12 protein-coding genes and 1 pseudogene are annotated in these 16,801 nt (G+C 69.2%); 6 read left to right on the plus strand and 7 right to left on the minus strand.

All coding sequences use genetic code 11. The features are described from left to right. Positions 1–44: 44 nt before the first annotated feature. From AC3WSN_RS22615 to AC3WSN_RS22625, 3 genes are all read left to right on the plus strand, one after another. Positions 45–650: a hypothetical protein gene (locus AC3WSN_RS22615; RefSeq protein ID WP_492541012.1), complete on the plus strand. Its 606-nt coding sequence runs from the start codon at positions 45–47 to the stop codon at positions 648–650. A 139-nt stretch (positions 651–789) separates the two neighbouring features. Then, on the plus strand, positions 790–2,049 hold the full coding sequence (locus tag AC3WSN_RS22620; protein ID WP_492541014.1) for an N-acetylmuramoyl-L-alanine amidase: 1,260 nt from the start codon (positions 790–792) through the stop codon (positions 2,047–2,049). A gap of 170 nt (positions 2,050–2,219) precedes the next feature. Further along, positions 2,220–4,649, plus strand: a complete 2,430-nt coding sequence (locus AC3WSN_RS22625; protein ID WP_492541016.1) for a penicillin-binding protein 1A — start codon at positions 2,220–2,222, stop codon at positions 4,647–4,649. A 694-nt stretch (positions 4,650–5,343) separates the two neighbouring features. Here the strand turns inward: AC3WSN_RS22625 and AC3WSN_RS22630 are convergent. Beyond that, positions 5,344–7,119, minus strand: coding sequence for a glucan ABC transporter ATP-binding protein/ permease (locus AC3WSN_RS22630; protein WP_492541018.1), 1,776 nt, complete (start codon positions 7,117–7,119; stop codon positions 5,344–5,346). A 256-nt stretch (positions 7,120–7,375) separates the two neighbouring features. On the opposite strand from AC3WSN_RS22630, the pseudogene AC3WSN_RS22635 reads away from it, so the two are divergent. Continuing rightward, positions 7,376–7,817, plus strand: a pseudogene (locus tag AC3WSN_RS22635) (OmpA/MotB family protein); the annotation flags it as partial. A gap of 9 nt (positions 7,818–7,826) precedes the next feature. On the opposite strand, the gene AC3WSN_RS22640 reads toward AC3WSN_RS22635, so the two are convergent. The 3 genes from AC3WSN_RS22640 to AC3WSN_RS22650 form a co-directional block, all read right to left on the minus strand. Next, positions 7,827–9,149: a hypothetical protein gene (locus AC3WSN_RS22640; protein ID WP_192710619.1), complete on the minus strand. Its 1,323-nt coding sequence runs from the start codon at positions 9,147–9,149 to the stop codon at positions 7,827–7,829. A gap of 138 nt (positions 9,150–9,287) precedes the next feature. Then, positions 9,288–9,743 (minus strand): CAP domain-containing protein, encoded by a 456-nt coding sequence (locus tag AC3WSN_RS22645; RefSeq protein ID WP_492543214.1) that lies wholly within the window; start codon positions 9,741–9,743, stop codon positions 9,288–9,290. 134 nt (positions 9,744–9,877) lie between these two features. Further along, positions 9,878–12,568 (minus strand): DUF3772 domain-containing protein, encoded by a 2,691-nt coding sequence (locus AC3WSN_RS22650; protein ID WP_492541020.1) that lies wholly within the window; start codon positions 12,566–12,568, stop codon positions 9,878–9,880. 523 nt (positions 12,569–13,091) lie between these two features. On the opposite strand from AC3WSN_RS22650, the gene AC3WSN_RS22655 reads away from it, so the two are divergent. Then, positions 13,092–13,640 (plus strand): HNH endonuclease, encoded by a 549-nt coding sequence (locus AC3WSN_RS22655; protein ID WP_192710617.1) that lies wholly within the window; start codon positions 13,092–13,094, stop codon positions 13,638–13,640. Positions 13,641–13,673: 33 nt separating this feature from the next. Here the strand turns inward: AC3WSN_RS22655 and AC3WSN_RS22660 are convergent, their stop codons facing one another. The 3 genes from AC3WSN_RS22660 to AC3WSN_RS22670 all read right to left on the minus strand — a co-directional run bounded on the left by AC3WSN_RS22660 (position 13,674) and on the right by AC3WSN_RS22670 (position 16,146). Then, complete coding sequence (locus tag AC3WSN_RS22660) at positions 13,674–13,925, minus strand: hypothetical protein (RefSeq protein ID WP_492541022.1); 252 nt, start codon at positions 13,923–13,925, stop codon at positions 13,674–13,676. Positions 13,926–13,955: 30 nt separating this feature from the next. Next, the gene (locus AC3WSN_RS22665; RefSeq protein WP_492541024.1) at positions 13,956–14,900 is read right to left on the minus strand and encodes an outer membrane protein; all 945 of its coding nucleotides are present in this window, start codon (positions 14,898–14,900) and stop codon (positions 13,956–13,958) included. A gap of 259 nt (positions 14,901–15,159) precedes the next feature. Next, positions 15,160–16,146, minus strand: a complete 987-nt coding sequence (locus AC3WSN_RS22670; protein WP_492541026.1) for an outer membrane protein — start codon at positions 16,144–16,146, stop codon at positions 15,160–15,162. 313 nt (positions 16,147–16,459) lie between these two features. Here AC3WSN_RS22670 and AC3WSN_RS22675 point away from each other — a divergent pair, with 313 nt between their 5' ends. Next, the gene (locus tag AC3WSN_RS22675; RefSeq protein ID WP_492543216.1) at positions 16,460–16,798 is read left to right on the plus strand and encodes an MmcQ/YjbR family DNA-binding protein; all 339 of its coding nucleotides are present in this window, start codon (positions 16,460–16,462) and stop codon (positions 16,796–16,798) included. Positions 16,799–16,801 lie beyond the last annotated feature (3 nt).

Raw genomic sequence — 16,801 nt, forward strand, 5'->3', positions numbered from 1 at the left:
CGCTCCGTCAGGACGGGCTGAAGCCGACAGGAGGAGATCGCGCGATGGGAAAGCCGCGTCGACCGAGAGGAAGCCGTTCCACCTGGGAGGCGAAGCCGCCCCGGGAGGCGGACGCGCCGGCCCCGACCGAGAGCCACGCCGAGGAATCCGCGATCGAGACGGCCGCCGCTCCCGCCGTTGCGGCCGGCACACCGGAAACGGCGCCAGACCCCGCTCCCGCGAGCGCGCTGATCCCCCAGGCGACCGAACCGCAGGTCGCACTGGCCGAGGCTGCATTGGCTGAGGCCGCGCCGACCCAGGAAACCTTCGAAACCATCGCCGCGGCGATCCCGGAGACGACGCCCGCTGACGAGATCGCGGCGGAGACCATCCTGGCTGCGGCACCGGAGGCCTCCGGCCTCGCGGAGCCGAACCGGATCGCCTTCGCCCCCGACCGTCTCGACGTCGTCGAGATCGGCTCGACCATCGCCCGCTACGTGCGGGGCGAGGGTGAGGCCGCCCTCGCGCATCTGCGCGCCCTCTCGGGCGCCCGCACGCCGGCCGACCTGATCCGCCTGCAGGTCGGCGAGGTCCAGCGCGCTGCCGACGCTTCCCTGACCTGCTGGGTCACGGTGGTCGGCAAGGCGAGCCGCGTCGTCGCGTTCCGCTGATTCGGCACGCCGGGGGCGGCGTCGGCGATTGTCGCCTCACCGCAACAACGGCGGCCGGATCGAACCGGCCGCGGCAAGAGTCCGTTAACCATGCCGGTCCCATGCCGTAACGGAGGGCACGGGAGATGATACCGGACCGATGCCGAGCTGTGCGCGCCTGATCCGTTCCGCCTGTCTCTGCCTCGCCGTCGCGCTGTCCGCGGCGTCGGCGGGAGCGCCGGTCGTCGCGCAGAACGGCGACAAGCCGGCCGTGGCCATCGGGGCCGATCTCGCGACCCAGGCCGGCACCACGCGCCTGACCCTGACCCTGTCCCGGGCGGTCGAGGCCCGCGGCTTCGTGATGGAGCGGCCCGACCGGGCCGTGATCGACCTGCCGGAGGTCAACTTCCAGCTCGAATCCGGCACCGGGAGCCGCCGCGACGGCCTCGTGCAATCCTTCCGCTACGGCCTGTTCGCTCCCGGGCGCTCCCGCATCGTCATCGATCTCGCCTCGCCCGCCACGGTCGGTAAGATCGAGACGGCGACCCGCCCCCGGGACGGCGCCGTCCTGCTCACGATCCCGCTGCAGCGGGTCGACCGCGACGCGTTCCGCAAGGCGGCCGCCGCGGCTGATCCCGCCCCGTCCCAGGCCCGGACCGCCGCACCGGAACCCGCCGACCAGCGCCCGCTGATCATGGTCGATGCCGGTCATGGCGGCACCGATCCCGGCGCGATCGCGGTGGGCGGCGTGTTCGAGAAGGACATCGTGTTCGGATTCGCCCAGGCGCTGGTCGCGAAGCTGGAGGCGGGCGGCCGCTACCGGGTCCGGATGACCCGCGACCGGGACGTGTTCGTGCCGCTGGCCGAGCGCGTGCGCCTCGCCCGCGAGGCCAAGGCTGACCTGTTCGTGTCGATCCACGCCGACTCGATCTCGGCGGCGCCCCAGGTGCGCGGCGCCACGATCTACACCAATTCCGAGAAGGCCACGGACGCCGAATCCGCCAAGCTTGCCGAGCGCGAGAACCGGGCCGATGCTGCCGCGGGCGTCGATTCCGCCGAGGCCCCACCGGACATCGCCGACATCCTGCAGGAGCTGACCCTGCGCGAGACCCGCGGCTTCTCGTCGGGCTTTGCGCGGACCCTGATGGGCCAGCTGAGCCCCGTGATCGAGATGAGCGCCAAGCCCCACCGCGAGGCGCGCTTCGTGGTCCTGCGCTCGCCCGACGTGCCGAGCGTGCTGGTGGAGCTGGGTTATCTGTCGAGCAAGCGCGACTTGGAGATGCTGCAATCGCCGGACTGGCGGGCCGGCGTGACCGGCTCCATGGCCAAGGCGATCGACCTGTTCTTCACCAACCGCGCCACGCTGGGCCGACCGACGGGGACGCGCCGCTCGGCCGCCGTCGCCCCAGTTTTACCATAGATAGAGTGTCGATACGGAACGTCCGAACGCCCCGTCGCACCGCCGCTGAACCGGCATTCCGAGGGGGCCTGACGGGACCATCCGGGGGCCGACCGCATCGAGAGCGGACGTAACGCGCCGGGTAGGCCGATCCCGGCATGCGGCCGGGCCAGCGACGAGCGGAACACCGGATGCGTCTGATCCTTCGTTTCTTCGGCATCCTGTTCAGCGCCGCGGCGGTGCTGTTCGTGGTCGGGGCGGCGGTCGGCGGCTACTTCTACTGGAAGTACAGCCAGGACCTGCCGGACCACGCGGCGCTCGCCAATTACGAGCCGCCGGTGATGACCCGCGTCCACGCGGCCGACGGCTCGCTGCTCGCCGAATACGCCCGCGAGCGCCGGCTGTACCTGCCGATCCAGGCGATGCCGAAGATCGTCGTGGCCGCCTTCCTGTCGGCCGAGGATAAGAACTTCTACAAGCACGGCGGCATCGACCCCGAGGGGATCGTGCGCGCCTTCCTGACCAACGCCAAGTCGGGCAAGCGGCAGGGCGCCTCGACCATCACCCAGCAGGTCGCCAAGAACTTCCTGCTCTCGTCGGAGCAGACCTACGACCGCAAGATCAAGGAGGCGCTGCTGGCGCTCCGGATCGAGGCGGCCTACTCGAAGGACAAGATCCTCGAGCTCTACCTCAACGAGATCTTCCTCGGCACGATCGTCCCGGGCCGCAACCTGCACGGCGTGGCCGCGGCGGCGCTCGACTATTTCGGCAAGTCGGTCCACGAGTTGACCATCAACGAGGCGGCCTACCTCGCCGCCCTGCCGAAGGGGCCAAACAACTACCATCCCTACCGCAAGACCCAGGCGGCCTTGGATCGCCGCAACGAGATCATCCGCCTGATGGCGGAGAACGGCTACATCACCCGCGAGGAGGCGGACTCCGCCAAGAAGATGCCGCTCGGCGTCAACCCGCGCGTCGCCTTCCCGAACGCCGCCAACGCCAACTACTTCACCGAGGAGGTCCGCCGCGAGATCTCCGAGCGCTACGGCGAGAAGAAGCTCTACGAGGGCGGCCTGTCGGTGCGCGCCACCCTCGATCCGAAGATGCAGGCCTGGGCCCGCAAGGCGCTGGTCGACGGCCTCGTGCGCTACGACCAAGCCCATGGCTGGCGCGGTCCGGTCACCAAGGTCGACCTGACCGGGCGCGACTGGGGCATGGCGGCGGCCGAGGTCCCGGCGCTCGGCGACGTAGCGCCCTGGCGTCTCGCCGTGGTGCTGGGCAACGGTGGCGGCGGCGTGCAGGTCGGCCTGCAGCCCCGGCGCGAGGCGTCCGGCCAGGTCGGCAAGGACCGCGAGACCGGCGTGATCCCTCCCGAGGGCATGCGCTGGGCCGGCCGCGCCAACCTCCAGGCCGGCGACATGGTCTATGTCGAGGCGATGGAGGGCGGCCGCGGCCAGTTCCGCCTGCGCCAAAAGCCCGAGGTCTCCGGCGCGATCGTCGCCATGGACCCGAATACCGGCCGCGTGCACGCCATGGTCGGCGGCTTCTCGTACGACGAATCCGAGTTCAACCGCGCCACCCAGGCGATGCGCCAGCCCGGCTCCTCGTTCAAGCCGATCGTCTACTCGGCGGCTCTGGACAACGGCTACACCCCGGCGTCGATCGTCCAGGATTCGCCGATCACCATCGAGGCCGGCCCCGGCCAGGAGGCCTGGACGCCCTCGAACTACGACGGCAAGTCCGGCGGCCCGCACACCCTGCGCTACGGCATCGAGCACTCGAAGAACCTGATGACGGTCCGGCTCGCCAAGGATGTCGGCATGCCGCTCATCGCCGAGTACGCCCGCCGGTTCGGCGTCTACGACGACATGCTGCCGGTGCTGCCGATGTCGCTGGGCGCGGGCGAGACCACGGTCATGCGCATGGTCACGGCCTACTCGATGCTGGCCAATGGCGGCCGGCGCATCCGCCCGACCCTGATCGACCGGATCCAGGACCGCATCGGCGAGACGATCTACCGCCACGACAACCGCAAGTGCATCGGCTGCGACGCCGAGAAATGGTCCGGCCAGGACGAGCCGAAGCTGGTCGACGATTCCGAGCAGGTGCTCGATCCGCTGACTGCCTACCAGATGGTCTCGATCATGGAGGGCGTGGTCCAGCGCGGCACCGCCACGATCCTGAAGCAGATCGGCAAGCCGCTGGCCGGCAAGACCGGCACGACGAACGACGCCAAGGACGCGTGGTTCGTGGGCTTCTCGCCGGATCTGGCGGTCGGCATCTATATCGGCTTCGACAAGCCGCGCTCGCTGGGCGACCGCGCCACCGGCGGCGGGCTCGCCGCGCCGATTGCCCTGGAGTTCCTGAAGACGGCTCTCAAGGACAAGCCGCCGACGCCGTTCCGCGTGCCGCCGGGAATTAAGCTGATCCGCGTCAACCTCGCCAGCGGCACCCGCGCCGGCTCGGGCGAGGGCGCCGGGACGATCCTGGAGGCGTTCAAGCCCGGCACCGCGCCGCCGGATTCCTACGTCGCACCGTCCTCCGGCGGCGGCCAGGCGGCGGCCCCCGCGGCGGTCCCGGCCGATCCCGACCGGGCCGCGCAGGCCGGCGGGCTGTATTGAGGACGCCCCGTCGGGACCGGCGAGCCGTGATCAGGTTCCTGCGCCGGTCCCCTCTCCCGTGCGGGCTCGGGCGCGTAAGTCCGTTCCCGGTCGATGCGTTCGGCCGCACGTCCTTGCGAGCGGAGCCAAGCAATCCAGTCGGCGCCCCGATCCCGGAGATCGCGGCGCCGTGGGTCACTTTGCTGCGCTCGTGATGACGGAGGGGGCAGCTCGACCGAGCTGTCCCAGCGGGAACCATGCGAAGCGGGCCGAGGGCGTGGCCCTGCTCAGAGGCGATCCCCCACCCTCTTCCGATGGCCTGGCGATCGCGCCGGGCTTGCTGTCACGGACCCGTTCGAAGCCACTCGGCCGAAGGCGCGCATCGCTGGAGCGGGCGATCCGGAGGCGTGAGGGTGTTCCGGTCGATCGCTCGCGCTCTTCACTGCGCCGAGGTCGCGGTCTCCGCCGCCGCCCGCGAAGGCGGTTTGCGCGGCCGGCGGAGAGGAGGCGCTGTGCCGCTGTCCGCGTGGCATCCGACACCGCCGCCCGTCCGATCGGGGACAAACCTGCCGCGACGTGGCGCCTGATGGTCCTGTCATTCAGCACCCCACAGGCAAACGCGCGCCGGAGCTTTGCCGCGGCGCGCGTCTGACTGAAATCCCGGGGGTCTTGCCAGCCGACCCGCCGCAGCGGCCGGTCGGGACGGGCGCCGTCCTCACGCGGCCAGCGCCAGCCCTTCGTCCTCCTCCGCCTGGGCGGCCATGAACTGCGCCCGGGCGAGCTCGGCGAAGCGGCCGCCCTCGGCCACCAGCTGGTCGAAGGTCCCGGCCTCGACGATCCGGCCCTCGTGGAACACCAGGATCCGGTCGGCGTCGCGGATCGTGGCGAGGCGGTGGGCGATCACGAACGTGGTGCGCCCCTCCATCACGGTCTCCAGCGCGCCCTGGAGCTTGCGCTCGGTGGCGGCGTCCAGCGCCGAGGTCGCCTCGTCGAGGATCAGGATCGGCGGGTTCTTCAGGAGCGCCCGGGCGATCGAGAGCCGCTGGCGCTCGCCGCCCGAGAGGGACCGGCCGCGCTCGCCGATCACCGTGTCGAGCCCGTCGGCCTGGCGCGCCATGAACGCGCTGGCCTGCGCCCGCTCCAGGGCGTCGAGCATCTCGGCGTCGGTGGCGTCGGGGCAGCCGACCTGCAGGTTCTCGCGGATCGAGCGGGCGAACAGCATCGGCTCCTGGAACACCACGCCGATGTTGTGGCGCAGGGAGGCGAGGCCGACGTCGCGGATGTCCATGCCGTCGATCCGGATCGAACCGGAGGCCGGGTCGAAGCTGCGGTGCAGGAGGCCGAGCGTCGTCGACTTGCCCGAGCCGGTGGTGCCGACCAGCGCGATCGTCTCGCCGGGCTTGGCGGTGAACGAGACGCCGTCGAGCGCCTGGCGCCTTCCATCGTACGAGAAGGCGACGTCGTCGAAGGTGACTGCGCCCTCGAAGCGGGCGACCTGCCGGGCATGCGGCCGGTCGGCCACCGCCGGGACGGTGTCGTAGATCTCGAAGAACTCGGCGATCTTCGGCGCCTGCTGGAACAGGCCGTTGACGAAGCCGACCACGTGGTCGAGCCGGGCCACGAAGGCGGTGGCGAGGCTCATGAACGCCACGACCTCGCCCACCGTGGTGGTGCCGGCCTGATAGAGCCAGATGCCGGTGACGAAGATCGCCGTCATGGTGATGGTCGCCGACGCCCGGGTCGCCACGTTGGCGAGCGCCCACCAGGACAGGACCGGGATCTGCGCGGCGAGCAGGTTGGTGATGATGCCGCGCATCGCGTCCTTCTCGGCTTTGGCGCGGGTGAAGGACTGGATCACCGCGACGTTGCCGAGCGCGTCCGAGGCGTGGGCCGCGAGGCCCGAATTGAATTCCTCGACCTGACCCTGCAGCGTCTCGGTCCGGCGCATCACGAAGGTGGTGAGCGCCGTGAAGGCCAGCACCAGCACCACGAGGATCAAGCCGAGCTGCCAGTTGATGAACAGGGTCAGCGGCAGCAGCACGCCGAGCGAGACCAGGGCGACGAGGTGGTCGCGGAAGAAGCCGAGCCACAGCCACGCCATGCCGTTGGTGCCCTCCAGCATCGCCTTCAGGACGCGGCCGGAATGGTTGGCCGAGTGGAAGGCGAGCGGCAGATCGAGCACGTGCTCGAAGTAGCTCGCCATCGAGGACAGGCGGTTGCGGTGGGCCAGCCGGTCGGCGTGGAGCGCGATGAACACGCCGGCCGCGATGGTGAAGAAGCCGAACGCCACCCAGGCGGCGAGCAGGGGCAGCATGGTGCCCATGGCGTCGCCGCCGCGCTTGAGATGGGTCAACTGGTCGATGATCCGGCCCATCAGCAGGGGTTCGGCGAAGGCCGCCACCGCCAGCACGACGTTGGTGGTGGCCAGGCCTATGGCCAGCCGCCGCTCCGCCTTCAGAAACCCTAAGACCCGCCCGTACAGACGAACCATCGTACCGCTCCGCCACCCCTGACGCGGCCCGTGTGCCCGGGTCTCACGCCTTCACCGAGAAGGTCCGCCCGGGCGACATCAGCGCCGGACCCGGGTCAAACCCCTCGTGCGACAGGGGTATGCCAGCGTCCGCCTGAACGGGCGATGACGGGCCGATACAGGCTCGAAACAGTTTCCTTTACGGTTCATTCAGAAAGATTTCCTACCCTGATCGGCAACCCGGCCGATATACCGACAGTGCCGCGATCGCCAACAGCCGGATTTCGCCGAGCTCTCGAAGAATGTCGTGATCGCCGGGACCGAGCGGGGCCTCGACGTATCGGTCGTCGACCAGAACGGGCGCGCGATGTTCCCGGAGGGCTCGACCCGGCCCAACGACCGGACCCGGCGCCTGTGGGAGAAGCTCGGCCCGGCGCTCCGTCAGATGCCAACCCGCATCGCCGTCACGGGCTTCACCGCCACCGATCGGCCCGGGCAGCGCCCGGTAGCCTCGCCCGGAGAGCTGCCGGCGGGCCGCGCGTCAGCGTCCGGGAGATCCTGGCGGGCTCAGGGGTTCCGGACGACCGGTTCGCCTCGGTCACCGGCAAGGCCGATACCGAGCCGATGTTCCCCGACAACCCCTACATGCCGGCCAACCGGCGCGTGACCGTGATGCTGCTCAAGGAGGCGTGCCGGTCCCGAACGTGAAGGGGCTGCCGTCGGAGATGTCAGCTTCCGACCGCGCGAAGTCCGCGCTCCGGGTCTTCGTCCCGGCGCCGCGGCCCCTCGGCCTCCCCTGCGAGCGGCCCGTCTTCCGGGCTTCTGGTGACGCTCCGGTCGTCCAGGCGGCTGTTGATGACGTCCCAGATCTGCCGCAGCCGGCGGACATGCAGGTCGTCCCGGATGTAGCTGATCATCGCGTCGAGCTCGTAGCGCTCGTCGAGCCGCAATTCGCTGCTGCCGCCCGATCGGTCCCGGCTCGCCGACGACACGCGGATCTCGCCATCGATGTCGACCGCCTCGCTCAGCAGGATGTTGACCACCCGCTGCGCGATGTACGGGTTCTGCACACACCGCTCCAGGTCGAAGATGGTCCGGATGCTCAGCTTCCGCAGCTCCGACACCTTCGAGGGGCCCACCGCCAGGATCAGCTGCGCCTGTGCGACCCAATCGATGACCTCGTAGAGGCCGTAGGGCGTCTCCACGAAGATCTGGATCGGGTTGATGGTCGCGAGATTCTGGACGTCCTGGATCTCGAACTCGCCGAGCCGCAACTTCATAAAGGGATCGATGCCGAGGATCATGTCCAGCGGCAGCTCCTCCTGGAGGTTCTTGCTGTCCTCGGCGACCCTGCGAAGCCGGATCCACGGGAACTTGGCCACCAGCGCGCCGATGAAGAGATCGGGGACCAGGCCGATCAGGAAGGCGACCGTCACGGCGAGGTTGGCCCCGAACGCCCCCAGCCGGTCGACGTCGAAGATGTGCGCGTGCCAGACGGCGGCGCTGACCGATAGGGCCAGCAACATATGGAGGACGGAATGGAAGAACGAGATCGGTGACAGATCGAAGTTCGATATTCTTCGAATAAGGTACTGGACCGTGTAGATATAGGCGGCGATGAACGAGTAAGCGAGCGATCCCGTTATGGTGTTCTGCGGATCGGTGAAGTAGTTACCGAGAAGGCCGAAGGAACCACTCTCCCGGCGATGGAACCCCATGCCGATACAGATCGCGCAGATGACGACATAGAGCGCCACCGGGAAGATGTAGAAGCGGATGGCCTGTGGGTCTTTGTCGACCTCCTCGCGCTGCGGATTCGTCTCGGGGTCGTATTTGTACTTCACCAGCTCGAAGGACGGCAAGATGATCCGGCGTCCATCGACGGTGGCGAAGCTGAACAGCCGCTCGAGATCGACGACGATCTCACGCCGGCTCAGCCGAATGTTGGCGCGGCCGATGAAAATCCCGATCGGGACGATGAAGCTCAAGATGACGACCGTCAGAGCGATCGAGAACAGCTCTGCCCAGTCGGCGATATATTTGGCCGACATCGCGATCGACCCCCGTGCCTTGCAGAGCGCGGACAATCGAGTGTCTCGGCACGGTTGTCAATGACAGTATCAAATACTCCAACGCGAAGTCAGTATTCAGGAACAGGGCGTCCCTGAAATGCGGCGCGGCGGCGACCGTCATCGCGCGGTGAGCAGCGCCCAGTAGACCTTGTACTTCGAGCCCGGCGCGTAGGCGGTGGCGATCCCCATCTTGGTCGCCCGGGGCGCCAGCATGGTGGCGTCGTGCGGCGGGCTCTCCCGCCAGCCGGAGAAGGCCTCGGCCAGAGTGTGGTAGCCGGCCGAGAGGTTGGCGTTCACGTCCGCGTAGCCGAGCCGCTCCACCGCGCCCTTCACGGTCTGTGCCCGGCTCGGCCGGTCGGCCAGCGCCATGGCGGCCGCCTCGGCCTCCGCCAGTCGCTGCAATTCGGGATCGACCGCGAGCGGCGGCGCGCCGCGGTTGCGGCGGTAGGACGAGATCATGTCGCGGGCCGCATCGACGTCGATGTGGGCGCTGTTGTTCGCGAGCGGCAGGTAGATGCTCGGCAGCGCCGTGCTGGTCGGCGCCTGGGTGGCGCAGGCCCCGAGGAGCGCCATCACCGGGAGGCAGGCCAGCCCTCGCACAATCCGTCTCGTGTCTCGTGCGCCCACGTGTCCCTGGTCCCCGCCTCGGCAGCCGGCTCGGATGCCTCAGCCATATAGGCGGCCTTCAGCGAAACTGCATCGGCCTCTCAGCCCCCCGCGCTCCGCAAACCGCGGTCGCGCTGGGCCCGGCCCGGCTCACCGCCCTCGGAGACCGGCGCCGTGATCCCGAATCGGCTGGCGATTTCGCCCATGGCGCTCTGCATCGTGTCGAGGCCCTGCACGGTGACGATGCTGGAGCCGGGCCCGAGCGGCGGGATGAAGCCCGCCCCCGAGAGGGTCGCGAACACCGAGAAGTTCAGGTCGGTCACCACCTTCTGGCCGAGGCTCACGTCCACGATCCACACAAGCAGCTCGAATTCCAGGAACGGGTCGCCGATCTTCTTGAACACCACCCGGGGCGGGGGCTCCTTCAGGATATCGGAATGCGCCTGCGCGCAGGCGGTGATCATCTCGGCGGCGCGCACCGGATCCTGGTTGCGCAGGACGCTGACCGTGATGCTGACACGCCCGGTCCGGTCGCCTCGCACCCGGTTCTTGACCACCCCGGAGATCAGGTTCGAGTTCGGCACGATCACAGCCGAGCGGTCGAAGGTCTGGATCTCGGTGGAGCGGACCGAGATCCGCTTCACGATGCCCTCAGAGTCGCCGATCACCACCTGGTCGCCGACCCGGATCGGCCGCTCCCACAGGAGCAGCAGGCCGGAGACGAAGTTGTTGACGATCGACTGGAGGCCGAAACCGATACCCACCGATAGGGCGCCGGCCACGATGGTGAGCTTCTCCAGGCTCAGGCCGAGATACGAGAAGGCGAGCGCCAGCGCGATCAGGAAGCCGCAATAGCCCGCCACCGTGGTGATCGAGTTGCGCAGGCCCGCGTCGAGGTCTGTGGCCGGCAAGTAGGTGTTCTCCAGCCAGCGCTGCACGCCGCGGGTGATGAACACGCCGACCACCAGGATGCCGATCCCCAGCGCGATGCTCGACAGCGAGATCGTGACGTCCCCGACCTTGAAGCCGAAGAAGGCCTGCCGGACCGACGAGAGGATGTCGGTGGAGTCGAGACCCCAGGGTGCCAGAACCAGGACCGCGGCCGCCAGGAACAGGACGAGCCGGGCGGCCCCGGTCGCCAGGACCGAGATCTGGTTGAGCGAGCGCTTGCGCAGGCCGGTATTGGCCTGGAGCGTGGTGGCGAGCCGCGTCTCGTCGCTGAGCGCGCGGCCGACGAAGATGTCGACGCTCTGGACCAGCAGGTAGAGCAGCACGAGGACGGCCGCGTCCCAGATCAGCTGGTCGATCAAGAAGGCCGCGAAGGCGACGTAGCCGACCAGCGCGCCGAGCCCGATCAGCGCCACCGCGGCCCAGCCCAGGAGCCGCGCCGGCCCGCCGATGCCCGTGGTGGTCTTGGTCGGCACGTAGGGGCCGAAGCAGGCCTCCTCCTCCTGCTCGGTGTCGGCGAAGCGGTGGAGGCCGACCGCCAGGATCAGCGCGGTGGCGACCGCCCCGAGGCCCCGCGTGGCGATGGAGATCGGCAGGGCCGCCGAAATCCCGGAATTCAGCGCCTCCACGGACTTCACCACGGTGATCACCGTAGCGATGCCGACGGCGAGCCGGGTCAGGCGGGTGGCTGCCGCGTCGCTCACCGGGGCGGGCCTCCAGGCCGGCTTCTCGGGGCTGAGCAGCCCGTCGCACAAGGCCTCCACGAAGGCGATGAAGGCCAGCCCTCCAAGGATGGCGGCGGCGACCGGCAGCAGCCGGGACGGCAGCAGGTTGGTGGAATCGAGGGCGTAGTAGACCGCGTAGGACCCGGCCACGGCCGGCACCGTGCCGAGCAGGATCACCCGCCAGGCGGCGAGCATCACGGCGCGGCGCGACGGATCGGCCTTGCCGGCGTCCCGGCGGGCGCCCTTGGGGGCGATGTTGCGCCGGCCGAAATACAAAGCCACCGAGATCCCGAAGGCGAGCCCCAGGAACAACAGGTTGGCGAGGCTGCCGTTGCGGGAGAACAGCAGCCCGATATCCGACACGGCGCTCTGCAGGGCGCGCGTGTCCCGGGGCACGTCGCCCATCACCTTGGTCCAGAGCCCGGCGCCGACCAGCGGCTGGGAGCGCTGGAACAGGTCGCGGGTGAAGGATTCGCGGCGGCGGTTCGAGACCCGGTCGACGATCTGGTCGCCTTGAACCACCAGGGAGCGGGCCAGCCGCTGGGTCTCGTCGATGCGCGTGACCGCGGCCTCGCGCTCGACGCGCTGCTCGGCGACGTCGGCGCTCTCCTGGGTGTCCTTCGGCTTCGGCCCGAGCTGGGCCAGCCGCTCGCGCGCGGCCTCGAGCGGCGCGTCGAGGCGGGTGACCAGGGTGCGGATCTCGTCGGTCACCGTGGCGGCGCTGTCGCGGATGGCGGTGAGGTCAGCCACCGTCAGGTCGGTATGCCCCAGCTGCTTCTCGCGGGCATCGAGCTCGGCCTTGGCGGCGTCGATCTTGGCCCGAACCGCCTTGAACTGCTCGGGCAGCTCGGCCTGCGCGTGCGGGGCCGCGCCCACGGGCGCGGCGGCCGGGGTCTTGGTTTCGGGCTTGGCTTCCGGCTTCGCGTCGGGCGCCTTGCCGGGCGTCGGGCTGCCCGCGGCGGGCTTGGTCTCCGCCGGGGCCGGCGCGGCCGCCTGCGCGAGGGCGGGCCGGGCTGCGCCCGCAGGAATCCCGAGCACCAGAGCGGCGAGAAGGGCGAGCGTGAGGGACGGGCGTGCGCCGCCCCGCGGCGTCCGGGTACGCGCTGGCGTACGGTGCATGGGCAACCTCTCGTCGGGTGCGCCGGACGCGCGGGCGGGTCCGGCATCGGCGAATCAGCGGCGATAGGGGACCGGGCGGGCCTCCTGACGGCCGGGCGCTCTGGGCGAGCAATAGGGCGAAACCGTGCTCCTGCACAGCCCGGGCCGGATTCGGCCGCCGCCGGCCTCGCTCCGGGTGCGTCCTGTGGGTGCGTCCCTGGGCCCGCCCGGAAAAGCTTCACAAGGGTGTCACGCTGGGATTAGATGAACACCTGATGGACAGGGCCTTTTCGTCATTACGCGAAAGGGCACGGCCGGTGACAGCGCCGGCCCGGCCCGGCCGCGTTCCGGATGTGACCGCCTCGACCGGCGCCCCTGCGCGCCGGCCCGCAGCCCTGTTGCTCCCTCCGCCTCTCCCGCCAAGCCGACGCGTCGCGCGCCGGCCCGTCCTGCATCGGCCCTGGGCCGGTTCGGGTGGGCCGGTGAGGCGGCGGCGCGGTCCCGCGCGTTATCCGCGTCAGAGATAGTCCGAAGAGTCGCGCCGATGATGGATCTCCAAACCCTCGTCCTGAACGCGGATTATCGGCCGCTCTCGTATAATCCGCTCTCCCTCTGGTCGTGGAAGGACGCCTTCACGGCCCTGTTCCTCGACCGCGTCACATTGGTGGCGAGCTACGACGTGGAGGCGCGCTCGCCCTCGCGGTCGCTGCGGGTCCCGAGCGTGGTGGCCCTGAAGAACTACGTGGCGCTCGCCCGCAGCCCGGCCTTCACCCGCTACAACATCTACCTGCGCGACGGGTTCAGCTGCCAGTATTGCGGCCTGCGGCTGCCCTCGGGCGGCCTGACCTTCGACCACGTGGTGCCGCGCTCCCGGGGCGGCCTGTCGAGCTGGGAGAACGTCGTGGCGGCCTGCTCGCCCTGCAACCTGCGCAAGGCGAACCGCACGCCGAACGAGGCCGACATGCCGCTGATGACCGAGCCACGGCGGCCGACGCGCTACGAGCTGCACCACCGGCAGCCCGAGTTCGACCACCGCCAGTATCACCACACCTGGCTCGACTACCTGTACTGGGACAGCGAGCTGGAGAGCTGAGGTGGGGCCGCGGCGGCGATCACCCAGTTGGTCTCACCAAGTCGGCTCGCGCCGGGGCGGCTCGTTGTACATCGGGATGTTGTGGTTGCGCGGCAGGTAGCCCCGCACCAGCACGGGCGGCGGGACGGGGGGAACCGGCCGCACACGTAAGATCGGTCGCGTGCGGTGATGATCCAGGCCGTGCACGCGGCTCCGGGCTGCCGCCGGCGACTGGAGGAGCACGAGAGCCACGAGCAGGGCCGTGCAGGAGATCAGCGGCTTCGGCGCGGTAGGGCGGTCTGGCATGATGAGATCCGGCCGGTGCGGGAGACGAAATCAGAACTTCAGCGCAGCACCGCCCCGGATGGTGTTCAGTTCGGCTGAGTGCCCATTGAAATCCTGGAACAACACGTACTGGTACTCACCACGCAGCAGGATGTTGGGCGTGATGGCGTATTCCAGGCCGAAGCCGAGTGCCACGCCGCCGATGGTCTTGGTCCGCGCATTGGCCGTCAGTGCGGTCGGGGCGTACGGGATGGTTTGGGCGCCCTGCCCGGCAGGCGTCGACCGGACGAGCGGATAGTTCTGGTTGAAGCTGGCGTAGCCGTGATGCCAGACTGCTGCAGGCAAGCCGGTGGTGAGGGCTTGGTTCGCCGTGTAGGTGGTGGCGCTGTACCCGTAATCCTGGACCGTCACGGTATCGTTGATCGTGACGCGGCCGATCGCGCCGCCGGCCGTGACGTAGGGGAGCAGATTGCCGAACGCGTAGCCAATGCGCGCTCTGAGACTGCCGTAATCATTGATCCGCGTGTTCGACGCACCGGACAGATTCACCGATTCGGAGTTGCCCAGAGACGTCGTCACGATTCGATTGATACTGTTGGTTGACCAGCTATTCAGGCCCGTGTGCGTGTAATCGGCCTCAACACCGAGCACAATGTCGTCGAACTGCACATTGTAGCCAGCAAAGGCACCGAAGCTGGCCCCATGCGTTCGGGTGCCGGGAAGCGACAGGTATTTCGAGACGCCGAACTCGCTCTCGACAGTCGTGTAGCTGAAGTAGTTCGCAAGCGTGGACTGCATCGCGTCGCGCTGCGACAGGCCACCCGATGTGTATCCGCCGTGGCCGCCGATATAGGCGCCGCTCCAGTCGAGCACCGGCGCCGGGACCGGGTCGTACTCGGCGCCGCGCAGGTAATCGTAATCCAGATCGGCGGCTCGGGCGGTGGTCACGCCGCAGAGACTGAGAACCGCCAGCAGCGGAAAGGTGACGGTACGCATCGGGATCGTCCTGGGACGGAAAGAGACGGACGGCGGATCGAGCCTCGACTGAGTGGTATATGAGTAACCTTAATTGTCCGTTGCTAACTTACATTCTCCCAGTCTCGATCCGGACTTCCTGGTCTTGGTGCGTGGCGCGGCAAAGCTGAGAGCCGCAACAGGCCGGACTGCCCGGCGGGCGCGGCGCACAACGCGAAACGGCGCGGAGGATCTCCGCGCCGTCGTCAGTCTCACGATGGGGTTCGGGTTCGGTGCGCGATCAGTACTTGCGCACCAGCGGGCCGGGGATCGGCTCCGGCATCAGCGGCGGCAGCGGGGCCGCGACGACGCCGCCGAGATAGTAGCGCAGGCCGATCTTCACGTCGTGCGCCTCGATGTCCTTCACCTTAATCGCCTGCAGACTGCCGGTGCAGCACGGCACGTAGCCGGCGCCGGTCTCGGCCTTGCCGAGGTTCAGGTAGCGGTAGGCCAGTTCGACCTTGAACGCGTCGGTCACGTTGTAGGCGAGACCGGCGTGGAGCGCCCAGGCGAAGCTGCCGCTCGACTTGTCCTTGTAGAACTTGGTGCCGCTGTTGGTGTTGTAGACCGGGTTGCCGTTCGAGTCGTAGACCGGCTTGTAATTGTAGGAGGGTGCGCCGCAATCGCAGCCGTAGACCGGGTTGCCGTAATCGTAGCCGTAGGTCGGGCTCGTGAACTGCTGGTTGGTCGAGTAGGACGAGATGTGGTTGAAGGCGTAGCCGACGCCGCCGCCGATGAACGGCGTGATGCCGTACCACGTGCCGAGATCGAAATACGCGTTGGCGAGCACGACGGCGGAGTCGAAGTGGCCGCTCGACTTGTTGACGCCGTAGGAGCCGAGGCCGTCATCGTAGTCCGGACCGCGGTAGTACTCGCTGCCGCGCAGGCCGGTGGCGTAGCGGTACTCGCCGGTGATGTCGCCGCGGAAGAACGGGGTGAACTGGTAGCCGACGCCGACCCCCGCGAAACCGCCGCTACCGATCTCGTTGCCGAAGGACCGGTTGGACTCGGCGTAGCCGGTGTAGTCGTAGGCCTCGCTGTACTTCGGACGGGTGTAGATGCTCGCGCCGACGTCGCCGCGCAGGTACCAGCCGCCGCCGACCTCGATCGGGGGTGGCGGCGGAGGAGGCGGGGGTAGCAGATCCGCGGCGGCGGCGAGGCAGGGCGCGCCGACGCTCGCCACGAGCGTCAGGCTACGCACCAAAGCGTTCAGCTTGGAGCGGGCCATAGGAATTCCTTCACTGGGCACGTGAGCCGGACGCTCCGCGTGCGGTCTCGGGGGTACGTGGTGAAGGATGAAAGCAACGTCTTAAATCTGACTTAACGTTAAATGTTAGGCTTGCGCATTCGTGTCGGCCGGTCGGGATCTCTGTTGCTCGGATTTTACTTGTCTCCGTGGCCCTGCGTCGCCACGGACGCGTCCAACAACTGCCGGGGGTAAGCAGGCATGAGCGACACGGCCGATGCCGTCCAGGTCGGGAGGCGACCGACAGCCGATCGGCCACCAGCCGATCTGCCCCGTGCGTCCGGTTGAGGCGCCGGTGCTCCCCGAGGAGGTGCGCATCCTGGCGCTGATGCTGCCGGAGACGGTGGCGGGCGCCCACAGCGGCAACCCGGATTTCCGCGTCGGCGGCCGGGTGCTGGCGACCCTGTGGCTCGACGAGGCGCGGCTGGTGCTGCGGCTGTCGCCCGCGGATCAGGCGGCGCTGTGCGCGGCCGAGCCGGACCTGTTCACGCCCCTCGACGGCGCCTGGGGGCGCCGCGGCTGGACCAATCTCGATCTCGACGGCTGCGCGGAGGAGACCCTGCGGGCAGCCCTGCTGGCGGCATGGCGGATGACCGCGCCGGCGGAGCTGCGCGCCGCCTACGACCAGGCCTGACCG

Source organism: Methylobacterium sp. FW102-HT35C08, from assembly GCF_058790235.1.